General features: G+C 70.2%; 16 protein-coding genes and 1 pseudogene. 7 read left to right on the top strand and 10 right to left on the bottom strand.

Translation table 11 applies throughout. The features are described from left to right. Window positions 1–56: 56 nt before the first annotated feature. The 5 genes and pseudogenes from ACQPZF_RS06080 (at window position 57) to ACQPZF_RS06100 (ending at window position 3,038) form a co-directional block, all read left to right on the top strand. Complete coding sequence (locus tag ACQPZF_RS06080; RefSeq protein ID WP_433269126.1) at window positions 57–1,463, top strand: serine hydrolase; 1,407 nt, start codon at window positions 57–59, stop codon at window positions 1,461–1,463. Between the two features lie 76 nt (window positions 1,464–1,539). Further along, window positions 1,540–1,869 carry a GNAT family N-acetyltransferase gene (locus ACQPZF_RS06085; protein WP_433269128.1) on the top strand — a complete coding sequence of 110 codons (330 nt, stop codon included), beginning with the start codon at window positions 1,540–1,542 and terminating at the stop codon, window positions 1,867–1,869. Then, the gene (locus ACQPZF_RS06090) at window positions 1,866–2,057 is read left to right on the top strand and encodes a hypothetical protein (protein ID WP_433269130.1); all 192 of its coding nucleotides are present in this window, start codon (window positions 1,866–1,868) and stop codon (window positions 2,055–2,057) included. The genes ACQPZF_RS06085 and ACQPZF_RS06090 overlap by 4 nt, the downstream gene beginning before the upstream one ends. 137 nt (window positions 2,058–2,194) lie before the next feature. Continuing rightward, window positions 2,195–2,407: pseudogene (locus tag ACQPZF_RS06095) on the top strand (GNAT family N-acetyltransferase); the annotation flags it as partial. An 88-nt stretch (window positions 2,408–2,495) separates the two neighbouring features. Then, a complete protein-coding gene (locus ACQPZF_RS06100) occupies window positions 2,496–3,038 on the top strand; it encodes a GNAT family N-acetyltransferase (protein ID WP_433269132.1) in 543 nt (180 codons plus the stop codon). A 45-nt stretch (window positions 3,039–3,083) separates the two neighbouring features. On the opposite strand, the gene ACQPZF_RS06105 is transcribed toward ACQPZF_RS06100, so the two are convergent. From ACQPZF_RS06105 to ACQPZF_RS06145, 9 genes are all read right to left on the bottom strand, one after another. After that, entirely contained in the window at window positions 3,084–3,632 is a 549-nt protein-coding gene (locus tag ACQPZF_RS06105; protein WP_433269134.1) for a nuclear transport factor 2 family protein, read from the bottom strand. A gap of 112 nt (window positions 3,633–3,744) precedes the next feature. Beyond that, window positions 3,745–5,865, bottom strand: a complete 2,121-nt coding sequence (gene glgB, locus ACQPZF_RS06110; protein ID WP_433269136.1) for a 1,4-alpha-glucan branching protein GlgB — start codon at window positions 5,863–5,865, stop codon at window positions 3,745–3,747. Beyond that, the gene (locus ACQPZF_RS06115; protein WP_433269138.1) at window positions 5,862–7,235 is read right to left on the bottom strand and encodes a maltokinase N-terminal cap-like domain-containing protein; all 1,374 of its coding nucleotides are present in this window, start codon (window positions 7,233–7,235) and stop codon (window positions 5,862–5,864) included. The genes glgB and ACQPZF_RS06115 overlap by 4 nt, the downstream gene beginning before the upstream one ends. After that, window positions 7,232–8,908 carry a maltose alpha-D-glucosyltransferase gene (gene treS, locus ACQPZF_RS06120; protein ID WP_433269140.1) on the bottom strand — a complete coding sequence of 559 codons (1,677 nt, stop codon included), beginning with the start codon at window positions 8,906–8,908 and terminating at the stop codon, window positions 7,232–7,234. The genes ACQPZF_RS06115 and treS overlap by 4 nt, the downstream gene beginning before the upstream one ends. Further along, the gene (locus ACQPZF_RS06125; RefSeq protein ID WP_433269142.1) at window positions 8,905–10,851 is read right to left on the bottom strand and encodes a maltotransferase domain-containing protein; all 1,947 of its coding nucleotides are present in this window, start codon (window positions 10,849–10,851) and stop codon (window positions 8,905–8,907) included. Before ACQPZF_RS06125 ends, treS begins: the two co-directional genes overlap by 4 nt. Before the next feature lie 33 nt (window positions 10,852–10,884). Continuing rightward, window positions 10,885–11,757, bottom strand: a complete 873-nt coding sequence (locus ACQPZF_RS06130; protein ID WP_433269144.1) for an ankyrin repeat domain-containing protein — start codon at window positions 11,755–11,757, stop codon at window positions 10,885–10,887. A 164-nt stretch (window positions 11,758–11,921) separates the two neighbouring features. Then, window positions 11,922–12,398, bottom strand: coding sequence for a nuclear transport factor 2 family protein (locus ACQPZF_RS06135; protein ID WP_433269146.1), 477 nt, complete (start codon window positions 12,396–12,398; stop codon window positions 11,922–11,924). Between the two features lie 173 nt (window positions 12,399–12,571). Further along, complete coding sequence (locus ACQPZF_RS06140; protein WP_433269148.1) at window positions 12,572–13,990, bottom strand: MFS transporter; 1,419 nt, start codon at window positions 13,988–13,990, stop codon at window positions 12,572–12,574. Window positions 13,991–14,054: 64 nt separating this feature from the next. Continuing rightward, the gene (locus tag ACQPZF_RS06145) at window positions 14,055–14,924 is read right to left on the bottom strand and encodes an oxidoreductase (protein WP_433269150.1); all 870 of its coding nucleotides are present in this window, start codon (window positions 14,922–14,924) and stop codon (window positions 14,055–14,057) included. A gap of 125 nt (window positions 14,925–15,049) precedes the next feature. Between ACQPZF_RS06145 and ACQPZF_RS06150 the strand changes: the two genes are divergently transcribed. Continuing rightward, window positions 15,050–15,940 carry a LysR family transcriptional regulator gene (locus tag ACQPZF_RS06150; RefSeq protein ID WP_433269152.1) on the top strand — a complete coding sequence of 297 codons (891 nt, stop codon included), beginning with the start codon at window positions 15,050–15,052 and terminating at the stop codon, window positions 15,938–15,940. A gap of 41 nt (window positions 15,941–15,981) precedes the next feature. Here ACQPZF_RS06150 and ACQPZF_RS06155 read toward each other — a convergent pair whose 3' ends face one another. Continuing rightward, window positions 15,982–16,938, bottom strand: a complete 957-nt coding sequence (locus ACQPZF_RS06155; protein ID WP_433269154.1) for a mycofactocin-coupled SDR family oxidoreductase — start codon at window positions 16,936–16,938, stop codon at window positions 15,982–15,984. Window positions 16,939–17,151: 213 nt separating this feature from the next. Between ACQPZF_RS06155 and ACQPZF_RS06160 the strand changes: the two genes are divergently transcribed. After that, on the top strand, window positions 17,152–18,183 hold the full coding sequence (locus tag ACQPZF_RS06160) for an ankyrin repeat domain-containing protein (protein WP_433269156.1): 1,032 nt from the start codon (window positions 17,152–17,154) through the stop codon (window positions 18,181–18,183). Window positions 18,184–18,185: the final 2 nt, after the last annotated feature.

Here is an 18,185-nt window from a genome sequence, read left to right on the forward strand (position 1 = left end):
CACGGATGCACTACGGTCGCCTTCGTCAGCGTTGATCAGTGACGGGGGAGTGTGCATTGAGGCTGCTCAAAAGCAGGATGTCGACCTTCACGGTGGTGGCGGCCGTGGCCGGTGCGATGGCGACCGCGCCCGGCACGGCCGCCGCCGGCCCCGCCGAACGGCTCGCCGAGGCCGTGCGGCAGGCGATCGTGGCGCAGGACTTCAAGAACGTGATCGACCTGACGCCGCCGGAGGGTCCGGCGGTGTCCCGGTCCGGCGCGGCGGAGAAGTACGACGCGACACCCGTGGAACTGGCGGAACGGGTCACGCTCGCGGCGGGCAAGCCGCTGCACCAGACGCCGAACATGGACGTCGCGGTGATCGAGCTGGACCGGGCGGGGCGGCCGGTCGCGATGGCCGACGTGCTGCTCAGCCCGCAGTACCCGGACGGCCTCGTGGTGCCCGTGAACCGCAGGACGCTGTCCACCGACCAGATCCGCTACCGGTGGTGGGACGACACCGAGTGGGACGTCAACGGGGGCCGGGGAACCCGGGACGTGCTGGCCGGTCGGGAGAACGCGCCGATCGACTTCTCGTCGCCCTACCCGGCGTCGGTGCTCAAGCTGATGGTGGGCTTCGGCGTGCTGCGCCTGGTCGACCAGGGCCGGGTGGCGCTGGACGGGAACTACGCCTACCAGCCGGTGACGCCGCACCCGGTGTGCGGCGGGCCGTCCACCAAGACCGTGCGGCGGTACTTCGACGAGATGATCACGAAGTCGCAGAACGAGTCCACCTGCGCGCTGATCAAGATGCTGCACGACCTGAACGCGATGGACGAGCTGAACCGGTCGTTCGTGGACCTGGGCCTGCCGACGCTGATGATCACCGGCACCAACCCCGGCAACGGCGGCCGGTGGATCGGCTCCAACATGAGCGGCATCGACACCGCGAAGCTGCTGCTGCTGGTGAACGGCGGTCCCGGCCCGCTGTGGACCACGGACACCGGCAAGCACGTCACGCGGGACGTGCTCAGCCACCCGTCCCGCCGGTTCTTCCTGAAGACCCTGGGCGACCAGGGCCACAACGAGATGCTGTCCACCACCAACTGGTGCGGGCGCGCCTACCCCGCGCCGGGCATCCCGCAGGTCACGCCTCCGCGTTGGGTGAACCCGGCGGACGGCACGGTGACCGTCGGCGGCGCGGTGTACGGGCAGGACGTTCGCCCGTGCGACGAGGCGGCCGAGGTCACCTACGCGCACAAGAACGGCTGGGTCGACACCACCGGCAGCGACGCCGGCATCGTGCACTCCCTGCCGGGCAAGGAGAAGCGGAACTACATCGTGGTGGTGTTCTGCAACCTGGGCACCGACTACATCGACGTGAACCGCCCGGCCGACCCGCCCGGCGTGTACCCCGTGCCGTACACCGAGAAGTACGGCAAGCTCGGCGCGGCCATCGACAAGATCGTCACCGGCCTGCGTTGACCGTCGATCGCCGGCTGGTCCTCGAAACGCGCTTCCCTCCTTGGGCAGAATGGAAGGTTGTGCGAGGGGGGAGTGGATGGAAGTCAGGCTGTTCGATCCCGAACGGGATGATGTTTCTGGGTTTGCGCACGTCAGTGTGGCTGCGCGAGGGGATGGGCGACCCTACTGGCCGGAGGTTACCGAAGAGGTTGTCCGGTTTCGGTTGCGGCATCCGTTTGTTGGGCTTGGGCCGGCGGTGTACTGGGCGGCGTATCTCGACGGTCGGATTGTCGGACATGCGTACGCCCAGTTTCCCGAGTCGGAGAGCGCCCACTTGGCCCTGAGCGAGGTCACGGTGCATCCCGACGTGCGTCGCCGGGGGCGTGGGGCCATCAACGACGTGGGAGGGGGCTCGGAGTGGCGATGAAGGCTTACATGCTGGGGTGGGTGGTGGCCGAGCGGCCGGAGTTGTCACGTGTTCTCACCATGACGGCGGCGGACAACGTTCACATGATCCGGGTCAACCACGCGCTCGGGTACGCCACCGTCGAGTCGATGGTCGGGGTAGCCGGGAGTGTGGACTTGCTGGCGTCCCGGATCGGGGGGACGCGGTGAGTCCGGCGGGGTTGGAAGTGGTGGCGCTCGATCCGCACCGTGCCTCGCGGGACTCGTTGGCGGAGTACGTGCGGATTCGGCAGGCCGAGGTCGATCCCGAGGATGAGCCGGTCGACTTCGACAGCGTGGTCGAGCGGATGCGGAATCCGTTTCCCGGGCTTGGCGAGGCGGCGTACCGGTTGGTGCGCACTGCCGAGGACGGTGTGGTCGGTGTCGTCTACCTGCGGTTCCCCGAGGACGAGAACAGCCACCTCGTGTTGACCGAAGTGGTGGTTCACCCGGACCATCGGCGGCGGGGGATCGGCACCGCTGTGTTGCGGTCCTTGTTGCCTTCGTTGCGGGCACGTGGGCGGCGGGTGATCGAGGGTTGGTTGGTGGTCGAGGGCGGGCCCGGTGATCTCTGGGCCAAGTCGCTCGGCTCCCGGACCGTGCGGTCGGTTGTCCGGCTGGGTTTGTCGTTCGCGTCCGCCGACCGGTCGTTGTGGGACGTTCCGGCTGGAGCGGTGGGTCGGGGCGGCTCCCGAGGAGTTGTTGGCGTCGTACGCCGAGGCGCGCAGCGCGATCCACGACGCGCCCACCGGGCAGACCGAGTTCCGGCAGCCGGACTGGACGCCGGCGCGGGTTCGGGAAGTCGAGGCGGAGGCCCGTGCGGACGGGGTCGACCAGCGGGTCGTGGTGGCGGTGCACGGGGACACCGTGGTCGGGTTGACCGAGGTCATCCGGTTGCCCCGGCGTCCGGACGAGTACTACCAAGGGGACACGGCCGTGCTCTCCGCGCACCGGGGGCGGCGGATCGGGTGGTGGCTCAAGGGGGAGATGGCGCGGTGGCTGGTCGATGACCAGCCTGGGCTCGTGCGCATCACGACCGCGACCAACAGCGACAACGACCACATGATCCGGGTCAACCGGGAGATGGGGTTCCAGCCGATGAAGACCGCGTTGGTGGTCGCGCACGACATCGCGGCGTTGGCCGGGGAGTAGCCGACCGCGCGGGCGGTGTGGGGACCGCCCGCGCGATCGCTCCGGTCAGTCCAACCGGCCCGGGAGAGGAGCCAGTTTGTAGACCTTCCAGAAGAACGCGTCCGCCGCGTGCTGGTCGGCGGCGAAGTTGACGGCCTCCACGATCTTCCGGTGGCGGATGCGGAAGGCCAGGGTCCACAGGATGTCGAGGCCGTTCGGCTGGGTGCTCCAGCCCCGGTGCAGGTCGACCACCCACTCGCCGTCGGCGGCGAGGAAGATCGGCTCGGCGCGGAAGCCCGCCTTGTTCAGCTCGCGGAAGAACGCGAGCACCTCCTCCACGCCCTGCTTGGCGCCCGACAGCGGGTGGTGGCCGGGGATGGTCCACTTGATGTCGTGCGCGAAGAAGCGCCGCAGCTTGGCCGGGTTCCCTTCGCCGTAAGTGGCGTAGTAGTCCTTGATCAGGCGGACGTTCGGGTGCTCCGGTGAGCCTTGCGCCTGCGCCGTCGCCGTGCCGCCACCCAGCAGCGTGCCGGTGGCGGCCACGGCCGCGGTCAGTCCCAGGCCGCGCAGCACATCCGATCGGGACACGCCTGCCTGGTCTTCAGAGGTCGTCATGCTCACTCCTGGTTGAGGGTCGCGGATCGCCTGGGCAAGGTCGGTGGCGGGAATCCGTCGGCACCCCCGAACGTATTGTCGCCGAGCGTGACAGGTCCAATACTTGCCGCGATTACCTATCGGCATTGGTTTCGGGCATAAGCCACAGGACGCCCATAGGGGGCAGGCTCAGGCCGGCGGACGCGGGCCTGCCGTGGAAGCTCTGGTCCTCGGCGATGACCTCGCCCTGGTTTCCCACGCCGGAACCGTGGTACGCCGTGCTGTCGGTGTTGATCACCTCCCGCCACGTGCCGGCGTGGGGCAGGCCGATCCGGTAGTCGTGCCGAGGGGTGGCGCTGAAGTTCGCCACACAGGCGAGCGTTCCCCGTTCGCCGTGCCGCAGGAACGCCAGGACACTGCCGGTCGCGTCGATCCAGTCGAAACCGTCCGGCGTGGTGTCCTTGTCGTGCAACGCGTTGGTGGTGCGGTAGCGGTGGTTCAGGTCGGCGACGAGTCGCTGGACGCCCGCGTGCGCCGGGTTGTCCAGCAGGTGCCAGTCCAAGCCGAACTCCGACCACTCGGCCTGCTGGCCGAACTCGTCCCCCATGAACAGGAGCTGTTTGCCGGGGTGCGCCCACATGAAGGCCAGGAGCGCCCGTAGGCCCGCTGCTTTCCGCCAGTCGTCGCCGGGCATCCGCTGCCACAGCGATCCCTTGCCGTGCACCACTTCGTCGTGGGAGAGGGGAAGGACGTAGTTCTCGCTCCAGGCGTAACCGAGGGAGAACGTGATCTCCCCCGTCCACGGTTCCCGCTCGTCGCGCCCGAAGTAGCGCAGGGTGTCGTGCATCCAGCCCATGTTCCACTTGAAGCCGAAGCCCAGGCCGCCGTCGTGCGTCGGCCTGGTGACGCCCGGCCAGGTGGTGGACTCCTCGGCGATCATCAGGACGCCGGGGTGGTGCTTGTACGTGGTGGCGTTGAGTTCCTGGAGGAAGCGCACGGCGTCCAGGTTCTCCCGACCGCCGTGGACGTTCGGGGTCCACTGGCCGTCCGGGCGCGAGTAGTCCAGGTAGAGCATCGACGCCACGGCGTCCACCCGCAGGCCGTCGACGTGGTACTCCTCAAGCCAGAACAGCGCGTTGGCCACCAGGAAGTTCCGCACCTCGGGGCGGCCGAAGTCGAAGATCAGCGTGCCCCAGTCGGGGTGTTCGCCCCGGTGCGGGTCGGCGTGCTCGTAGAGCGGGCCGCCGTCGAACTTCGCCAAAGCCCAGTCGTCCTTGGGGAAGTGCGCCGGAACCCAGTCGACCAGGACGCCGATGCCCTTGCCGTGCAGCACGTCCACGAAGTGGCGGAACTCGTCGGGTGAGCCGAACCGGGCGGTGGGGGCGTAGTACGACGTGACCTGGTAGCCCCACGATCCGCCGTACGGGTGCTCGGCCACCGGCAGCAGTTCGACGTGCGTGAACCCCTGCCTGGTGACGTAGTCGCCGAGCTGTTCGGCCAGTTGCCGGTAGTCCAGGCCGGGACGCCAGGAACCGAGGTGGACCTCGTAGACGCTGACCGGGGCACGGCTCCAGTCCGTGGCGTCCCTGGTGGCCACCCACGCTTCGTCGTGCCAGACGTGATCCGACTCGTGCACCACGGAGGCCGGCAGCGCGGTCGCGAACGCCATCGGGTCCGCCTTCTCCCGCCACTGGCCGTCCTCGCCGAGAATCCGGAACCGGTAACGGGTTCCGGGGGCCACGCCGGGCACGAAGAGTTCCCACACGCCGGCGTCGAGCAGTCGCATCGGCAGCCCCAGCACCTGGACGGCCCGCGCTTTCGGCGCCCAGACGGTGAAGGACGTGCCGGAGACGTCCCCGACCCGGCGGGGATGCGCGCCCAGCACCTCCCACAGCCGCTCGTGACGGCCCTCGCCGATCAGGTACAGGTCCAGCTCGCCGATGGTCGGCAGCCAGCGGTACGGGTCGTCCACCAGTTCGGTGCGGTCCGGGTAGCCGACCTCGAACCGGTAGTCCGTCAGCCGCAACGGGACCACGCCGGAGAACAGCCCGCCCCGGACCGCGGACAGCTCGAAGCGGCCGTCCGCTGTCACGACCGCCACGGTGTCCGCGCCCGGCTTCATCGCGCGCACCACCGCGCCGCTCGGCCGGGGATGGCTGCCCAGCACCTGGTGCGGGTTGCGGTGCGTGCCCGACAGCAGGCGGTCGACCTGGACATCGTGTGGTGCGCCGGTATCCACAATGGACAGTGTCATGACTCTCCCACCAGCCGCCGCACGGCCCGCAGCGGAATGTCCACCCAGTCGGGCCGGTTGCGGGTCTCGTACACGGTCTCGTAAACCGCCTTCTCCAGTTCGAACGCGGTCAGCAACGCCTGCTGTGCCGAGGGGTCGAAGCCCGCGACCTCGGCGTACCCGGCGCAGAACGCGGCCCGGTTGTGCGCGGCCCACTGGCGTGCCCGCCGCCATAGCTGCCCGGACGGGCCGGTGAACAGCCGCACCTGGTGCTGTGCGGCGTAGTCGAACGACCGCAGCATCCCCGCCACGTCCCGCAACGGTGACTGGAGCGCGATCCGTTCCGCGATCGGCGCGGCCGGCTCGCCCTCGAAGTCGATCAGCAGCCACGTTCTCGGTGTCCGCAACACCTGCCCGAGGTGCAGGTCGCCGTGGATCCGCTGCACGGGAACCCGGCCTTCGAGGGCCCGAAGCGCGGCCCGCACGCGGTCGGCGTAGGGCGCGAGCGCCGGCACGGTGGTGAGCGAGGCGTCCAGACGTGCCACCATGTCCGCGCTCAGGTCGCGGGCGTCCACCTGCCCGGTGCCCAGTTCCCGCGCCAGGTCCGCGTGCACGGCCGCCACCGCGTTGCCGAGCCGACGTGCCTCGGCCGCGAAGTCCGCGCCCGCCGTGTCCGGTGCGGTATCGGGCGCCGCGAACAGGTCTCGGACGCTGGTCAGCGCCATCTCCCAGCCTTCGGCCGAGCCGGCGGCGAAGGACTGCAACATGCCGAAGGTGGCGGGCGCGTCACCCAGAGTTCCCTCCACCGCGCCCAACAAGGCCGCGATGTGCGGGGACCGTGCCCGCCGCAGTGCGCGATGGGCGTCCAGGTCCGGGTTCACGCCCTCGGCGATCCGGCGGTACAGCTTGAGGATGTACCGGTCGCCGAACACGATGGACGTGTTGGACTGCTCGACCCCGATGGTCCGCCCGACCAGGCCGCGCCGGCTCGCGCCGCTGAACCCGCTGCCCGGCTCCGGGACGAAGTGCAGGGTGTCCCGGTGCGCGTGCTGCCCGATCAGCCGCAGCAGCAACGAGTTCAGCTCGGTGTCGCCGGTCGCGTCGTACACCACGCATCCGTCGAAGCCGGCGAGTACGGCTGGGGCGAGTCGGTCGGGCAGGGTGGTGCGCACGCCGACGGGGACCTGGTAGCGCTCGATGCCGCCGTCCGTGAATCGCACCTCGGCGACGGTGAGCAGGCCCAAGGGTCCGCCGGAGGCGCGTTGGTCGACCAGTTCGACGGCTTGCACGACGGCCACGCTGTCGACCGGCCGTCCTTTGCCGCCGAACCAGCGTTGCCACGGCAGCCACGCGGTCAGCGCGCGTTCGAGCCGTGGGCGCAGCTCGCTCATCGGACTCCTCCCATCCGGTGGATGGCGAACCAGTAGAAACCGTGGCCGGGCAGGGTGAGCCGGTACGGGGTGGCTTCGACGGGCGCGAACACCACGCCGCCGGTCAACTCCACGGGCAGGCTGCCCGCGAAGTCCGAGAGGTCGAACGCAGCCTGCTGCGGGAAGCGGGACAGGTTGTTGACGCACAACAGGATGTCGCCGTCCTGTTCCCGCAGGTACGCCAGCACGCTGGGGTTGGCGCACGTCAGCTCGGTGAATGTGCCGGTGCCGAACGCCGGGTGTTCCCGCCGCACGGCCAGCATCCGCCTGGTCCAGTGCAACAGCGACGACGAGGTGTTCAGTTGCGCCTCGACGTTCACGCTGCGGTACCCGTACACCGGGTCGGCGATCACCGGCAGGTACAGGCGCCCGGGGTCGGACGAGGAGAATCCCGCGTTGCGGTCGGGAGTCCACTGCATGGGTGTGCGGACGCCGTCCCGGTCGCCGAGCCAGATGTTGTCCCCCATGCCGATTTCGTCGCCGTAGTACAGGACGGGGGAGCCGGGCAGGGACAGCAGCATGGCGGTGAACAGTTCGAGCTGGTTGCGGTCGTTCTCCAGCAGCGGAGCGAGCCGCCGGCGGATGCCGATGTTCGCCTTCATGCGCGGGTCTCTGGCGTATTCCGCGTACATGTAGTCGCGTTCTTCGTCGGTGACCATTTCGAGCGTCAGCTCGTCGTGGTTGCGCAGGAAGATGCCCCACTGCGCGCCCGAGGGGATTTCCGGTGTCCGGGCCAGGATCTCGGAGATCGGCAGGCGCGATTCCCGCCGCACGGCCATGAAGATCCGGGGCATCAACGGGAAGTGGAACGCCATGTGGCACTCGTCGCCGCCCACGGCGGGGTCGCCGAAGTACGCCACCACGTCGGACGGCCACTGGTTCGCCTCGGCGAGCAGCACCCGGCCCGGGTACTCGTCGTCCACGACCTTCCGGCACAGCCGCAGGAACTCGTGGGTGCGCGGCAGGTTCTCGCCGTTCGTGCCCTCTTCCTCGAACAGGTAGGGCACGGCGTCGAGCCGGAAGCCGTCGATGCCGAGGTCCAGCCAGAACCGCAGCACGTCCAGCATCGCCTCCTGCACGGCCGGGTTCTCGTAGTTCAGGTCCGGCTGGTGGGAGAAGAAGCGGTGCCAGAAGAACTGGCCGCGCACCGGGTCGTAGGTCCAGTTCGACGTTTCGGTGTCGACGAAGATGATGCGGGCGTCGGCGTACTTCGAGTCGTCGTCGCTCCACACGTAGTAGTCGCCGAACGGCCCGGCCGGGTCCGTGCGCGAGGCCTGGAACCACGGGTGCGCGTCCGACGTGTGGTTCATGACCAGGTCGGTGATCACCCGGATGCCCCGGCTGTGCGCCTCGTCCAGCAGGTGGACGAAGTCCTCCACCGTGCCGAACTCCGGCAGCACGGCGCGGAAGTCGGCGATGTCGTAGCCGCCGTCACGCAGCGGTGAGGCGTAGAACGGCGGCAGCCACAGGCAGTCCACGCCGAGCCACTGGAGGTAGTCCAGCTTCCCCGCGAGGCCACGCAGGTCGCCTGTGCCGTCGTTGTCGTCGTCGTTGAACGCGCGGACCAGGACTTCGTAGAACACCGCGTGCTTGAACCAGTCCGGGTCCACCGGGAGCGGCTGTGCGGACCTCACCGGTCACCTGCCGAGACGATGTGCGCGACCGCCCGGTGCGGGTCGAGCTTGACGTAGTTGGTCCTGCCCCACACGAACACCTCGCCGCTCACCTCGTCGTGCGCACGGAAACCCTCGTCGAGCCCCAACGCCTCCAGGTCGAGCGTCACCGTCCCGTCCTGCACTCGGTCGGGATCGAGCGTGACCACGCAGATCACCGAACGCCCGGTGTCCGGGTCGGTCTTCGAGTACGCGATAAGCGCGTCGTTGTCCGTCCGGTGGAACCGCAGGGTGCGCAACTGCCGGAGTGCCGGGTGCGCGCGGCGGATCTCGTTGAGCCGGGTCAGCCACGGCCGCAACGGCGCGCTGTCGAGATCCCTGGGCCGCAGCTCGTACTTCTCCGAGTCCAGGTACTCCTCGCTGCCTTCCCGCACGGCCTGGTGCTCGTACAGCTCGTACCCGGAGTACACGCCCCAGGACGGCGAGAGGGTCGCGGCCAGCGCCGCCCGCAGCGCGAACATCGCCGGACCGCCGTGCTGCAACGACTCGTGCAGGATGTCCGGGGTGTTCACGAACAGGTTGGGCGTGCCCTCGTCGGCGTGCTCGACCAGGCTCGCGCCGAACTCCTCCAGCTCCGCTTTGGCGGTCCGCCAGGTGAAGTACGTGTAGTGCTGGGTGAAACCCAAGCGGGACAGGCCGTGCAGCCGGGCCGGGCGGGTGAACGACTCGGACAGGAACAACACCTCCGGATGCGCCTCCTTGACCTGCCAGATCAGCCAGTGCCAGAAGTCCGGCGGCTTGGTGTGCGGGTTGTCGACCCGGAAGATCCGCACCCCCTGGTCGATCCAGTGCCGCACCACCCGCAGCACCTCGGCGTACAGACCGGCCGGGTCGTTGTCGAAGTTGAGCGGGTAGATGTCCTCGTACCGCTTGGGCGGGTTCTCGGCGAACGCGATCGTGCCGTCCGGCAGGGTGGTGAACCACTCCGGGTGCTCGGCGACCCACGGGTGGTCCGGCGCGCACTGCAACGCCAGGTCCAGCGCGACTTCGAGGCCGAGCGCGTCGGCCTGCCGCACGAACCGCCGGAAGTCGGCCGGCGTGCCCAGGTCGGGGTGGACGGCGTCGTGCCCGCCCGCGGCCGACCCGATCGCCCACGGCGAGCCGACATCGCCGGGCTCGGCGACCACGCTGTTGTTGCGGCCCTTGCGGTGCACCTCGCCGATCGGGTGGATCGGCGGCAGGTACACCACGTCGAAACCCATGTCCTTGATCCGGGGCAGCTCGCGCGCCGCGGTGGCGAACGTGCCGTGGACGGGCCTGCCGTCCGCGTCCCGGCCGCCCGTGGAGCGGGGGAACAGCTCGTACCAGGCGGAGAACCGCGCCCGTTCCCGGTCGACCCACACCTGGTGCGTGCTGCCGCGGCTGACCAGCTCCCGCACCGGGAACCGGCGCATGACCTGGTGCACCACGTCCGACAGCGCGGACACGACCCGCTCGGACAGCGGCGATTCCTCGTCCCGCAGAGCGGCGGCGGCGACCTTCAGCAACGGCCGTTCGGTGCCGCGGCTGAGTTTCCGGGCCGCCCGGTCGAGCAGCCGCGCGCCCGCCGCCAGGTCGTTCGCCAGCTCGTCGGCACGCTGTCCGGCGGCGAGCTTCGCCCGCACCGCGTGCCGCCACGTCGCCCACGGGTCGCTCCACGCGTCGATCCGGAACGTCCACGCGCCCTCGCGGTCCGGCACGACCGTGGCGTGCCAGCGGTCCAGGCCCTCGTCGGACGGCCGCATGTGGATCTCCCGGCCGGCGCCGTCCGGACCGCGCCACACCACGGTCGCGGCCACCGCGTCGTGCCCTTCCCGCCACACCGTCGCCGAGACCGGGATGTGCTCCCCCACCACGGCCTTCGCCGGGTGGCGGCCCGAGCTGACGGCGGGCGACACCTCGTCGACCACCAGACGCCCGCTCATCGTCCTGTACCCCTTTCGCTGAAAACCGGCCGCTCAGGCGAACAGCGCACGCACGACCTCCGGGGCGAGCAGGTCACGCGCCAGGGCCTGCGGGGTGCGGCCGAGGTGGTCGGCCACGTCCGGACGGGCCCCCGACTCCAGCAGCACACGGGCAGCCTCGGCGTTGCCGTGGCGGATCGCGATGTGCAGCGGGGTCTGACCGGTCGTCGCAACCGGTGCGTCCACAATGGACCCGGCGCGGACGAGGGCGCGGACGATGTCCGTGCTGCCGTTCTCCACGGCCTTGTGCAACGCGGTCTGGCCGGAATGCTCGGTCACGAGCACGTCCGCGCCGCCGGACAGGAGCGTGCGGACCATGGTGTCGTCGCCACGGGCGGCGGCGGCCATCAGGGGCGTCAGGCCGCTCTCGTCGTGCCGGTTGGGGTCGCCGCCGAAGCCCAGCAGCTCCTGGGCCTCCTTGGCGTCACCGCGCGCGGCGGCAGCGTACAGGCGCTGCTCGCGGTCCGCGTTGAACGCGTTGACCTCGGTGTTCGGGTCGAAGTAGACCTTCCAGTGGGTGATCTTGCCGTGCTCGGACAACACCACCTTGTGCATGTCCTCGATCTCGAACAGCACCTTCGTGCGGGTGTGGCGGCCCTTGGTGTAGACGACGGCGCACGCCGTGTTGCCGTCCACGAACAGGCCGCGCAGCCCGTAGTCGAGCACCTCGGTGGTCTCGGCGCGGATGCGGAACGCCTCCGCCACCTCGTTGAGGCCGACGTGCGTGCCGAGGTACGGGATGACCGCGTTCCACTGGTCCTGCGGCAGCTCCAGCACCACGGAGGGGGACAGGCCGGCCGTGATCTCGGCCATGTCGCCGCGGCCGATCGCGCCGTACCAGTTGTCCACGATCCTTCGGGTGTCCATGGTTTTCCTTTCGGCAGAAGGGGAATCTCCCCTGCCTCCAGGCTGGCAGCGATCCACCGCGGACACGAGGAACGGCGTGCTACTCCGCAGACTGAACGAAAACGTCCCCGGGAACGACGAAACCCCGCCGTGGTGAACGGCGGGGCCCGGCGGATGGCCTCGTGCTAGCTGTAGCGCCCGATGACGTCCTGGATCAGGCCGTCCCGGACCAGGAACTCGTAGTAGAAGACCTCACTGCCGCCACCGCCCGTGGTGAACTTGTAGTCCACCACGTACCGGTCGCCGTTCCACCGGGTGCCGGTGACCTCGTACTTGCCGCCCGCCTCGATCACCTCCGGGTCGAGGAAGCGGTCCATGATGTCCTTGCGGGACGGGTAGATCCGCCCCACGCTGTCGAACCGGGCGTTCTCCGCGAAGGTGGCCGCCACGGCCGCGGAGTCGCCCGCGTTGGCCGCGTCCACGAACTTCTGCGTCAGGTCGGGCGCGGCGGCGCGGTCCTCCTCGGACAGCGGCAGGGACACGGCAGGGGAAGTGGCCACGGTCGTCCCTCCGGCAGGCTGGGTCGTGCTCTGCGACGGCGTGCTGCACGCGACGGCGAACAGCAGTAATCCGATCGCGCCTATTCGCTGGTACATCCGCATTTCAGGTTCCTTCACTGGTCGGGGCCAAGGGGGTGATCCCTCGGCCCGGAGGCCTGGGGGGCCTCCGGGCCGAAGCCGGGAACGGCGCACGGTGCGGGGAACGTGTGCGCCTGGCTGCCGCGCCTCCTCGGGGGTCGGGAGGCCGCGCGGAAGCCCCCGAGCCAGGTGGTCTCTCAGGTGCGGCGCGGGCCGCGCATCACGACGGTGATGACGACGATCCCGAGCAGCAGCACGGCGACGGCCGCGAGGTAGGCCGCGTGGTAGCCGTCGAGCAGGCCTTGGGGGGTGTCGGCGAAGCCGAGCGACGCGGCCAGCGTCACCAGGGCGGCGACGCCGACGCTGCCGCCGAGCTGCTGCGCCGTCACGTTCAGGCCGCCCGCCACGCCGTGCTCGTGCTGTGGCACACCGGTCAGCGACGCGGCGGTCAACCCGGCGAACGCCACGCCCTGACCGACGCTCATCACCGCGACGGCGGGGAAGATGTGCAGCCAGTAGTCGGCGTCCAACGGGGTCACCGCCCACAGCCCGACGCCGGCGGCGATGAGGAGGAGTCCGAGGATCAGCAGGGGCTTCTGGCCGACCCGGGCCATCATCCGGCCCGCGATGTTCGAGCTGACCACCACGATCATGCCCATCGGCAGGATGGCCAGGCCGGACTGGAGCGGCGTGTAGCCGAGCAGGCCCTGCAGGTAGATCGGCGCGAAGAACAACACCGCCAGCACGGCCGTGAAGAACGCGACCGCCGCGACCGTCGCCGCCGTCACGGTGGGCAGCCGGAAGATCGCCAAGGACAGCAACGGGTTCGCGGCCCGGCGCTCCCACCACACGAAGCCCACCAACAGGATCGCCGACAACACCAGCGGAACGTAGGTCAGCGGCGTCCCCCAGCCCGCGTGACTGGCCTGGCTCAACCCGAACACGGCGAGCAGCAGACCACCCGTCACGGCGGTCGCGCCCACGAGGTCCAGCGGCTGCCGGCTCCGCCTGCCCTCGGGCAGCACGGACTTGATCGCCAGCAGCACGGCCAGCCCGATGACGACGTTGAACACGAACACCGCGCGCCAGCTCAAGAAGTCGGTCAGCACTCCACCGATCACCACGCCCGCGCTGAAGCTCGAAGCACCGACGGACGTGTACACGGCCAGCGCCTTGTTGCGCCGCGGCCCCTCGGGGAACATCTCGGTCAGCAACGCCAGCGACGACGGCCCGGACAGCGCGGCGCCGACGCCTTGCAGCGCACGGGCAACGATCAGCACCGACGCGACGGGCGCGACGGCGGCGGCGATCGTGGCGAGCGTGAACAGCCCGACGCCGAGCGCGAACACCCGGCGACGGCCCAGCACATCGGCCGCCCGGCCGCCGAACAGCAGGAAGCCCGCGAACGTCACGGCGTACGACGTCATCATCCACTGGAGATCGGCACTGCCGATCCCGAGGTCCTGCCCGATCACCGGCAGGGCGGCGTTGACCACCGCGACACCGCCGGCGTCCAGGGCGAGCGCGGCGGCCAGCACGACGACGGCCAGCCAGCGAGGGTTCTCCGACTCGGCGGCGGGCAGGCCCGCGCCGACCGAGTCGACATGGGTAGACATGATGTGGTTCTCCAAAGTCATGGCGCGGCGCGGAGCCGCGTGAGGGGCCCCGACCCGGAGGGGGTCAAGGGGCGATGTCCGTGGCCAGCGACGTCGGCTGCCACGTGGTGAGTTCGGTGTGCAGGGTGGCCAGGCGGCTCGCGATCGCGTCGTACGCGTCGAGGCCCAGCGGGAGGCGCAGCGGGGTGTGCTCGGCGTCCAGCGCGGCCAGGATCGCGGCGGCGGCCTTGGCCGGGTCTCCCGGCTGGGTGCCGTCCATGTCGCGGATCAGCGCGCGGATCGGGTCGAGCACCTCGCGGTAGTCGGGGATGGGCGCGCCGAAGCGCAGCGGAGCGCCCGCGAAGCCGGTCCGGAACGCGCCGGGCTCGGCGATGAGCACCTTGATGCCCAGCGGGGCGACCTCGGCGGCCAGGCCTTCGGAGTACCCCTCCAGGGCGAACTTCGCCGCGCAGTACGCGGAGAAGCCGGGCCACACGACCTGGCCGCCCATGCTGGACATCTGCACGATCGCGCCGGTGCGCCGCGACCTCATGTGCGGCAGCACGGCGCGGGTGAGCGCCACCGGACCGTGCAGGTGCACTTCGAGCATCTCGCGCAGCTCGGCCTCCGGCGTCTCCTCGGCCGCGCCGACGAAGCCGTGACCGGCGTTGTTCACCAGCACGTCGATCTGCCCGTGCCAGGTGATGGCATCCTGCACGGCGTTCGCGATGTCGGCGCCGCTCGTGACGTCGAGTCGCAGGGGTGTCACCCGATCCGGAGCCAGCGCCGTCAGGTCGGCGAGGGAGTCCACCTTGCGCGCGGTGGCCACGACGGTGTCGCCGACGGCGAGCGCCTGCTCCGCGATGGCCCGACCGAAACCTGAAGAGGTGCCGGTGATGAACCACACTCGGGATGGCGCGGCGCCGTTCGGAACGGGTAGACGGTTGACGCTCATGGAGGTCCTCCTGGTCCTGGACCGGTGTGCCCTGCACGATCAAGAAGACACTCGGACTTCACCGAAGTCCAAGACTCGTACCAATACGCTGGTGGCATAGATCGCGCACCGAGGGGGCCCAACTCATGGACGTCGACACTCGCGTCCTGCGCTATTTCGTCGCGGTGGCGGAACAACTCAGCTTCACCCGCGCCGCCGAACGCCTATTCGTCTCCCAACCCGCTCTGAGCAGGCAAATCCGCCAGCTTGAAGCTGATTTGAAAATCACCCTGTTCGAACGCACGAGCCGGGAGGTGCGCCTCACCTCGGCCGGTGAGGCGCTGCTCCCGGTGGCCAAAGGCCTGATCGCGGACTGGCAGGCGGCACAACGCACGGCACGCGGCGTCGCGGCGGTGGAATCGAGGATTCTTCGCATTGGTTTCGAAGCGACCGGCGCGGGCCCGTTGACCACGAAAGCCCGCACCACCTTCGCGGCCCGCCACCCGGACGTCACCATCGAGCCGAAGCGGTTCGACTGGGGCGGCGAGGTGGCCGCGCTGCGCGACGGCCTGGTCGACACGGCGTTCCTGTGGCTGCCCGCCGACACCACCGGCCTGCACACCGAGATCGTGGCGGTCGAGCAACGCCTGGTCGGCTTCTCGGCGGCGCACCACTTGGCGGCGCAGGAGACCGTGCGGATCCTGGACCTGCGCGACGAGCCGCTGATGTGGACCAGGAAAGCCCCGAAGCACTGGGTGGACTGGTGGGCGGTGAACCCGCGCCCGGACGGGTCCGAGCCGGTCTGGGGCCCGGAGAACGACAACGTGGAGGAGATGCTGGAGCACGTGGCGGCGGGCGCGGCGGTGTGCATAGGCCCGCAGTCCATGGCCGCCTACTACGCCCGGCCCGACCTGGTGTGGCGGCCGATCACCGACATCCCGCCACTGCGCATCGCCCTCGCCCGCCCGGCGACCAGCACGAACCCGCTGGTCGCCGCGTTCGCCGAGGTGGTGCGAGGACTGTCCGAAGTGGACTGAACCCGGCGAGGGCGGACTACTCTTCCGCCTCCGGGTGAGGACTACGAACTCCAGCGGGTGCTGGCCCCAGCCGTGACATCGAGGATCGTGCCGGAGACGTACCGGGCCCGAGGTGAAGCGAGGAAGACGATGGCATCGGCCACGTCCTCCGGCTCGATCAGCCCGACCGGCTGGGTGTTGTACCCGCGCAAGGCCTTCTCCAGATCGGCCGGCCCGGTGCCGCCCGCCCACCGGTAAGTGGCCTCGTTGAGCACCAAAGGCGTCCGCACCCCGGTCGGCGCGACGCCACTGACCCGCACCCCGGCCGGCCCGACCTCCGTCGCGACACCCTTGACCAGCCCGATCACCCCCCACTTCGCGGCCTGGTAGTGCGCGAGCTGCGGCGCACCGTGCCGTCCTTCGCTGGAGGACACCACGATGATCGCCCCGGCCTTGCGCGCCACCAGGTGCGGGATGACGGCGCGCATGGTGTTGGCGACGCCGGTCAGGTTCACGTCGATGACGTCCGCGAACTGCTGCGCCGGCATGTCCGCCAACGGCGCGTAGGTGTTGATGCCCGCGTTGGGCACCGCGATGTCGAGCCGGCCGAACTCGCGCACCGCCTGACGGGCGATCTCCTGCATCCGACCGGCGTCCCGCACATCCGCCTTGACGGTGAGGACGCGCCGACCCGCCGCCCGCACACCGTGCGCGGTCTCGTTCAGCTCCGCCTCCGAGCCGAGCGGGTAGTCGACCCGGATCGCGCTCGGCGACGCGATGTCCACCGCCACGATGTGCGCACCCGCCTTGGCCAGCGCCAGGCACGTGGCCCGGCCGATGCCCCGCGCCGCGCCGGTCACCAACGCGACCTGCCCGCGCAGTTCCCCACCGCCGCCACCCTGCGCTTCGGTGTCCTGCGCCGCGGGATCGGCGGACGCCGTGCCCGTCGCCGCCATGCCCGCCGCCGCCGCGCCTGCCAGCAGAGCGGCCCGCCTGCTCACCTTGCCCTGGTCCGTCATGGCTGAGATGGTGCTGAGCCACCCGTGCGGTGTCCAAGACCCGCGACGATGCCGTTTGGTAATGGCCATCGCGCACCGCGTGAAGTTGGGCTAGTCGTCCGCCGCCCCTTGTCGATCATCGTCGCGCGCCGGTTGACTGGGTCTCGTTCCGGAGCGCTTCTCTTGGCACACAAGGGGATTCCGCGCTCAGACACCTATCCTGGGAGAACTGCCATGAGTGACGCCGCGCGCACTCTGCTGCTCAACGCGGTCCGCCGCGACGACCTGCACGAGGTCCGTGGCCTGCTGCGCAACGGGGTCGACCTGAACGCCCGCGGCTCGGACGGCCTCACCGCGCTGATGGTCGCGGCGGGCAAGGGGAACGCCGAGCTGGTCCGGGTGCTGATCGACGCCGGGGCCGACGTCTTCACGGCGGACAGCGCCGCGGGCGGCACCGCGCTGCACAAGGCCGTCCAGGGCGGCGACCTGGACACGGTGAAGCTGCTCGTGGAGGCGGGCGCGTTCGTCGACGCGGTGGCCACCTCGACCGGCCACACCCCGCTGCTGGACGCGTTCTGGTACAAGCGCCCGGACATCGTCGGCTACCTGCTGGACCGCAACGCGGGCCTCAACCTGGCCACGCACTACGGCTTCTCGATGCGCGACCACTTCGAGTACGCGCTGAACGTCAACACCCTCGGGCAGGAGAAACTGCTCGCCGCGGAAGCGTTGTTGAAGCGGCGCATCGAGAACGACCAGCGGGCGGTCGAGCGCCAGAAGCTGATGGCGGCCACCGCCGCCGGCGACCTGATCACCGTGCAGGTGCTGCTGGCCAACGGCGCCGAGGTGGACGCCCGGTACCCGGTTCTCAACGGCTTCAACGACTTCCACACGCCGCTGCTGGTCGCCGCGCGCGACGGGCACACCGAGATCGTGCGCGCCCTGATCGCGGCGGGCGCGGACGTCAACGCCACCGAGCCGACGTTCGGCGCGGTGCCGTTGCACAAGGCCGTCTACAACGGACACGCCGACATCACGAAGATCCTCGTCGACACGTCCGGTGTGGACATCGACTTCCAGGGCGCCACCAACGGCTACACGCCGCTGCACGACGCGCTCTGGCACGGATTCGAGGACTGCGCGCGGATCCTGCTCGACGCGGGCGCGCGGCTGGACCTCGTCGGCCACGACGGCCTGACGCCGTACGAGCTGGCCGTCGACGTCTTCGGCCCCACGCACGCCCTCACCCAAGACCTCGCGAAGTAGAA

Source organism: Actinosynnema sp. CS-041913 (assembly GCF_050942485.1).
Taxonomy (GTDB): Bacteria; Actinomycetota; Actinomycetes; order Mycobacteriales; family Pseudonocardiaceae; genus Actinosynnema.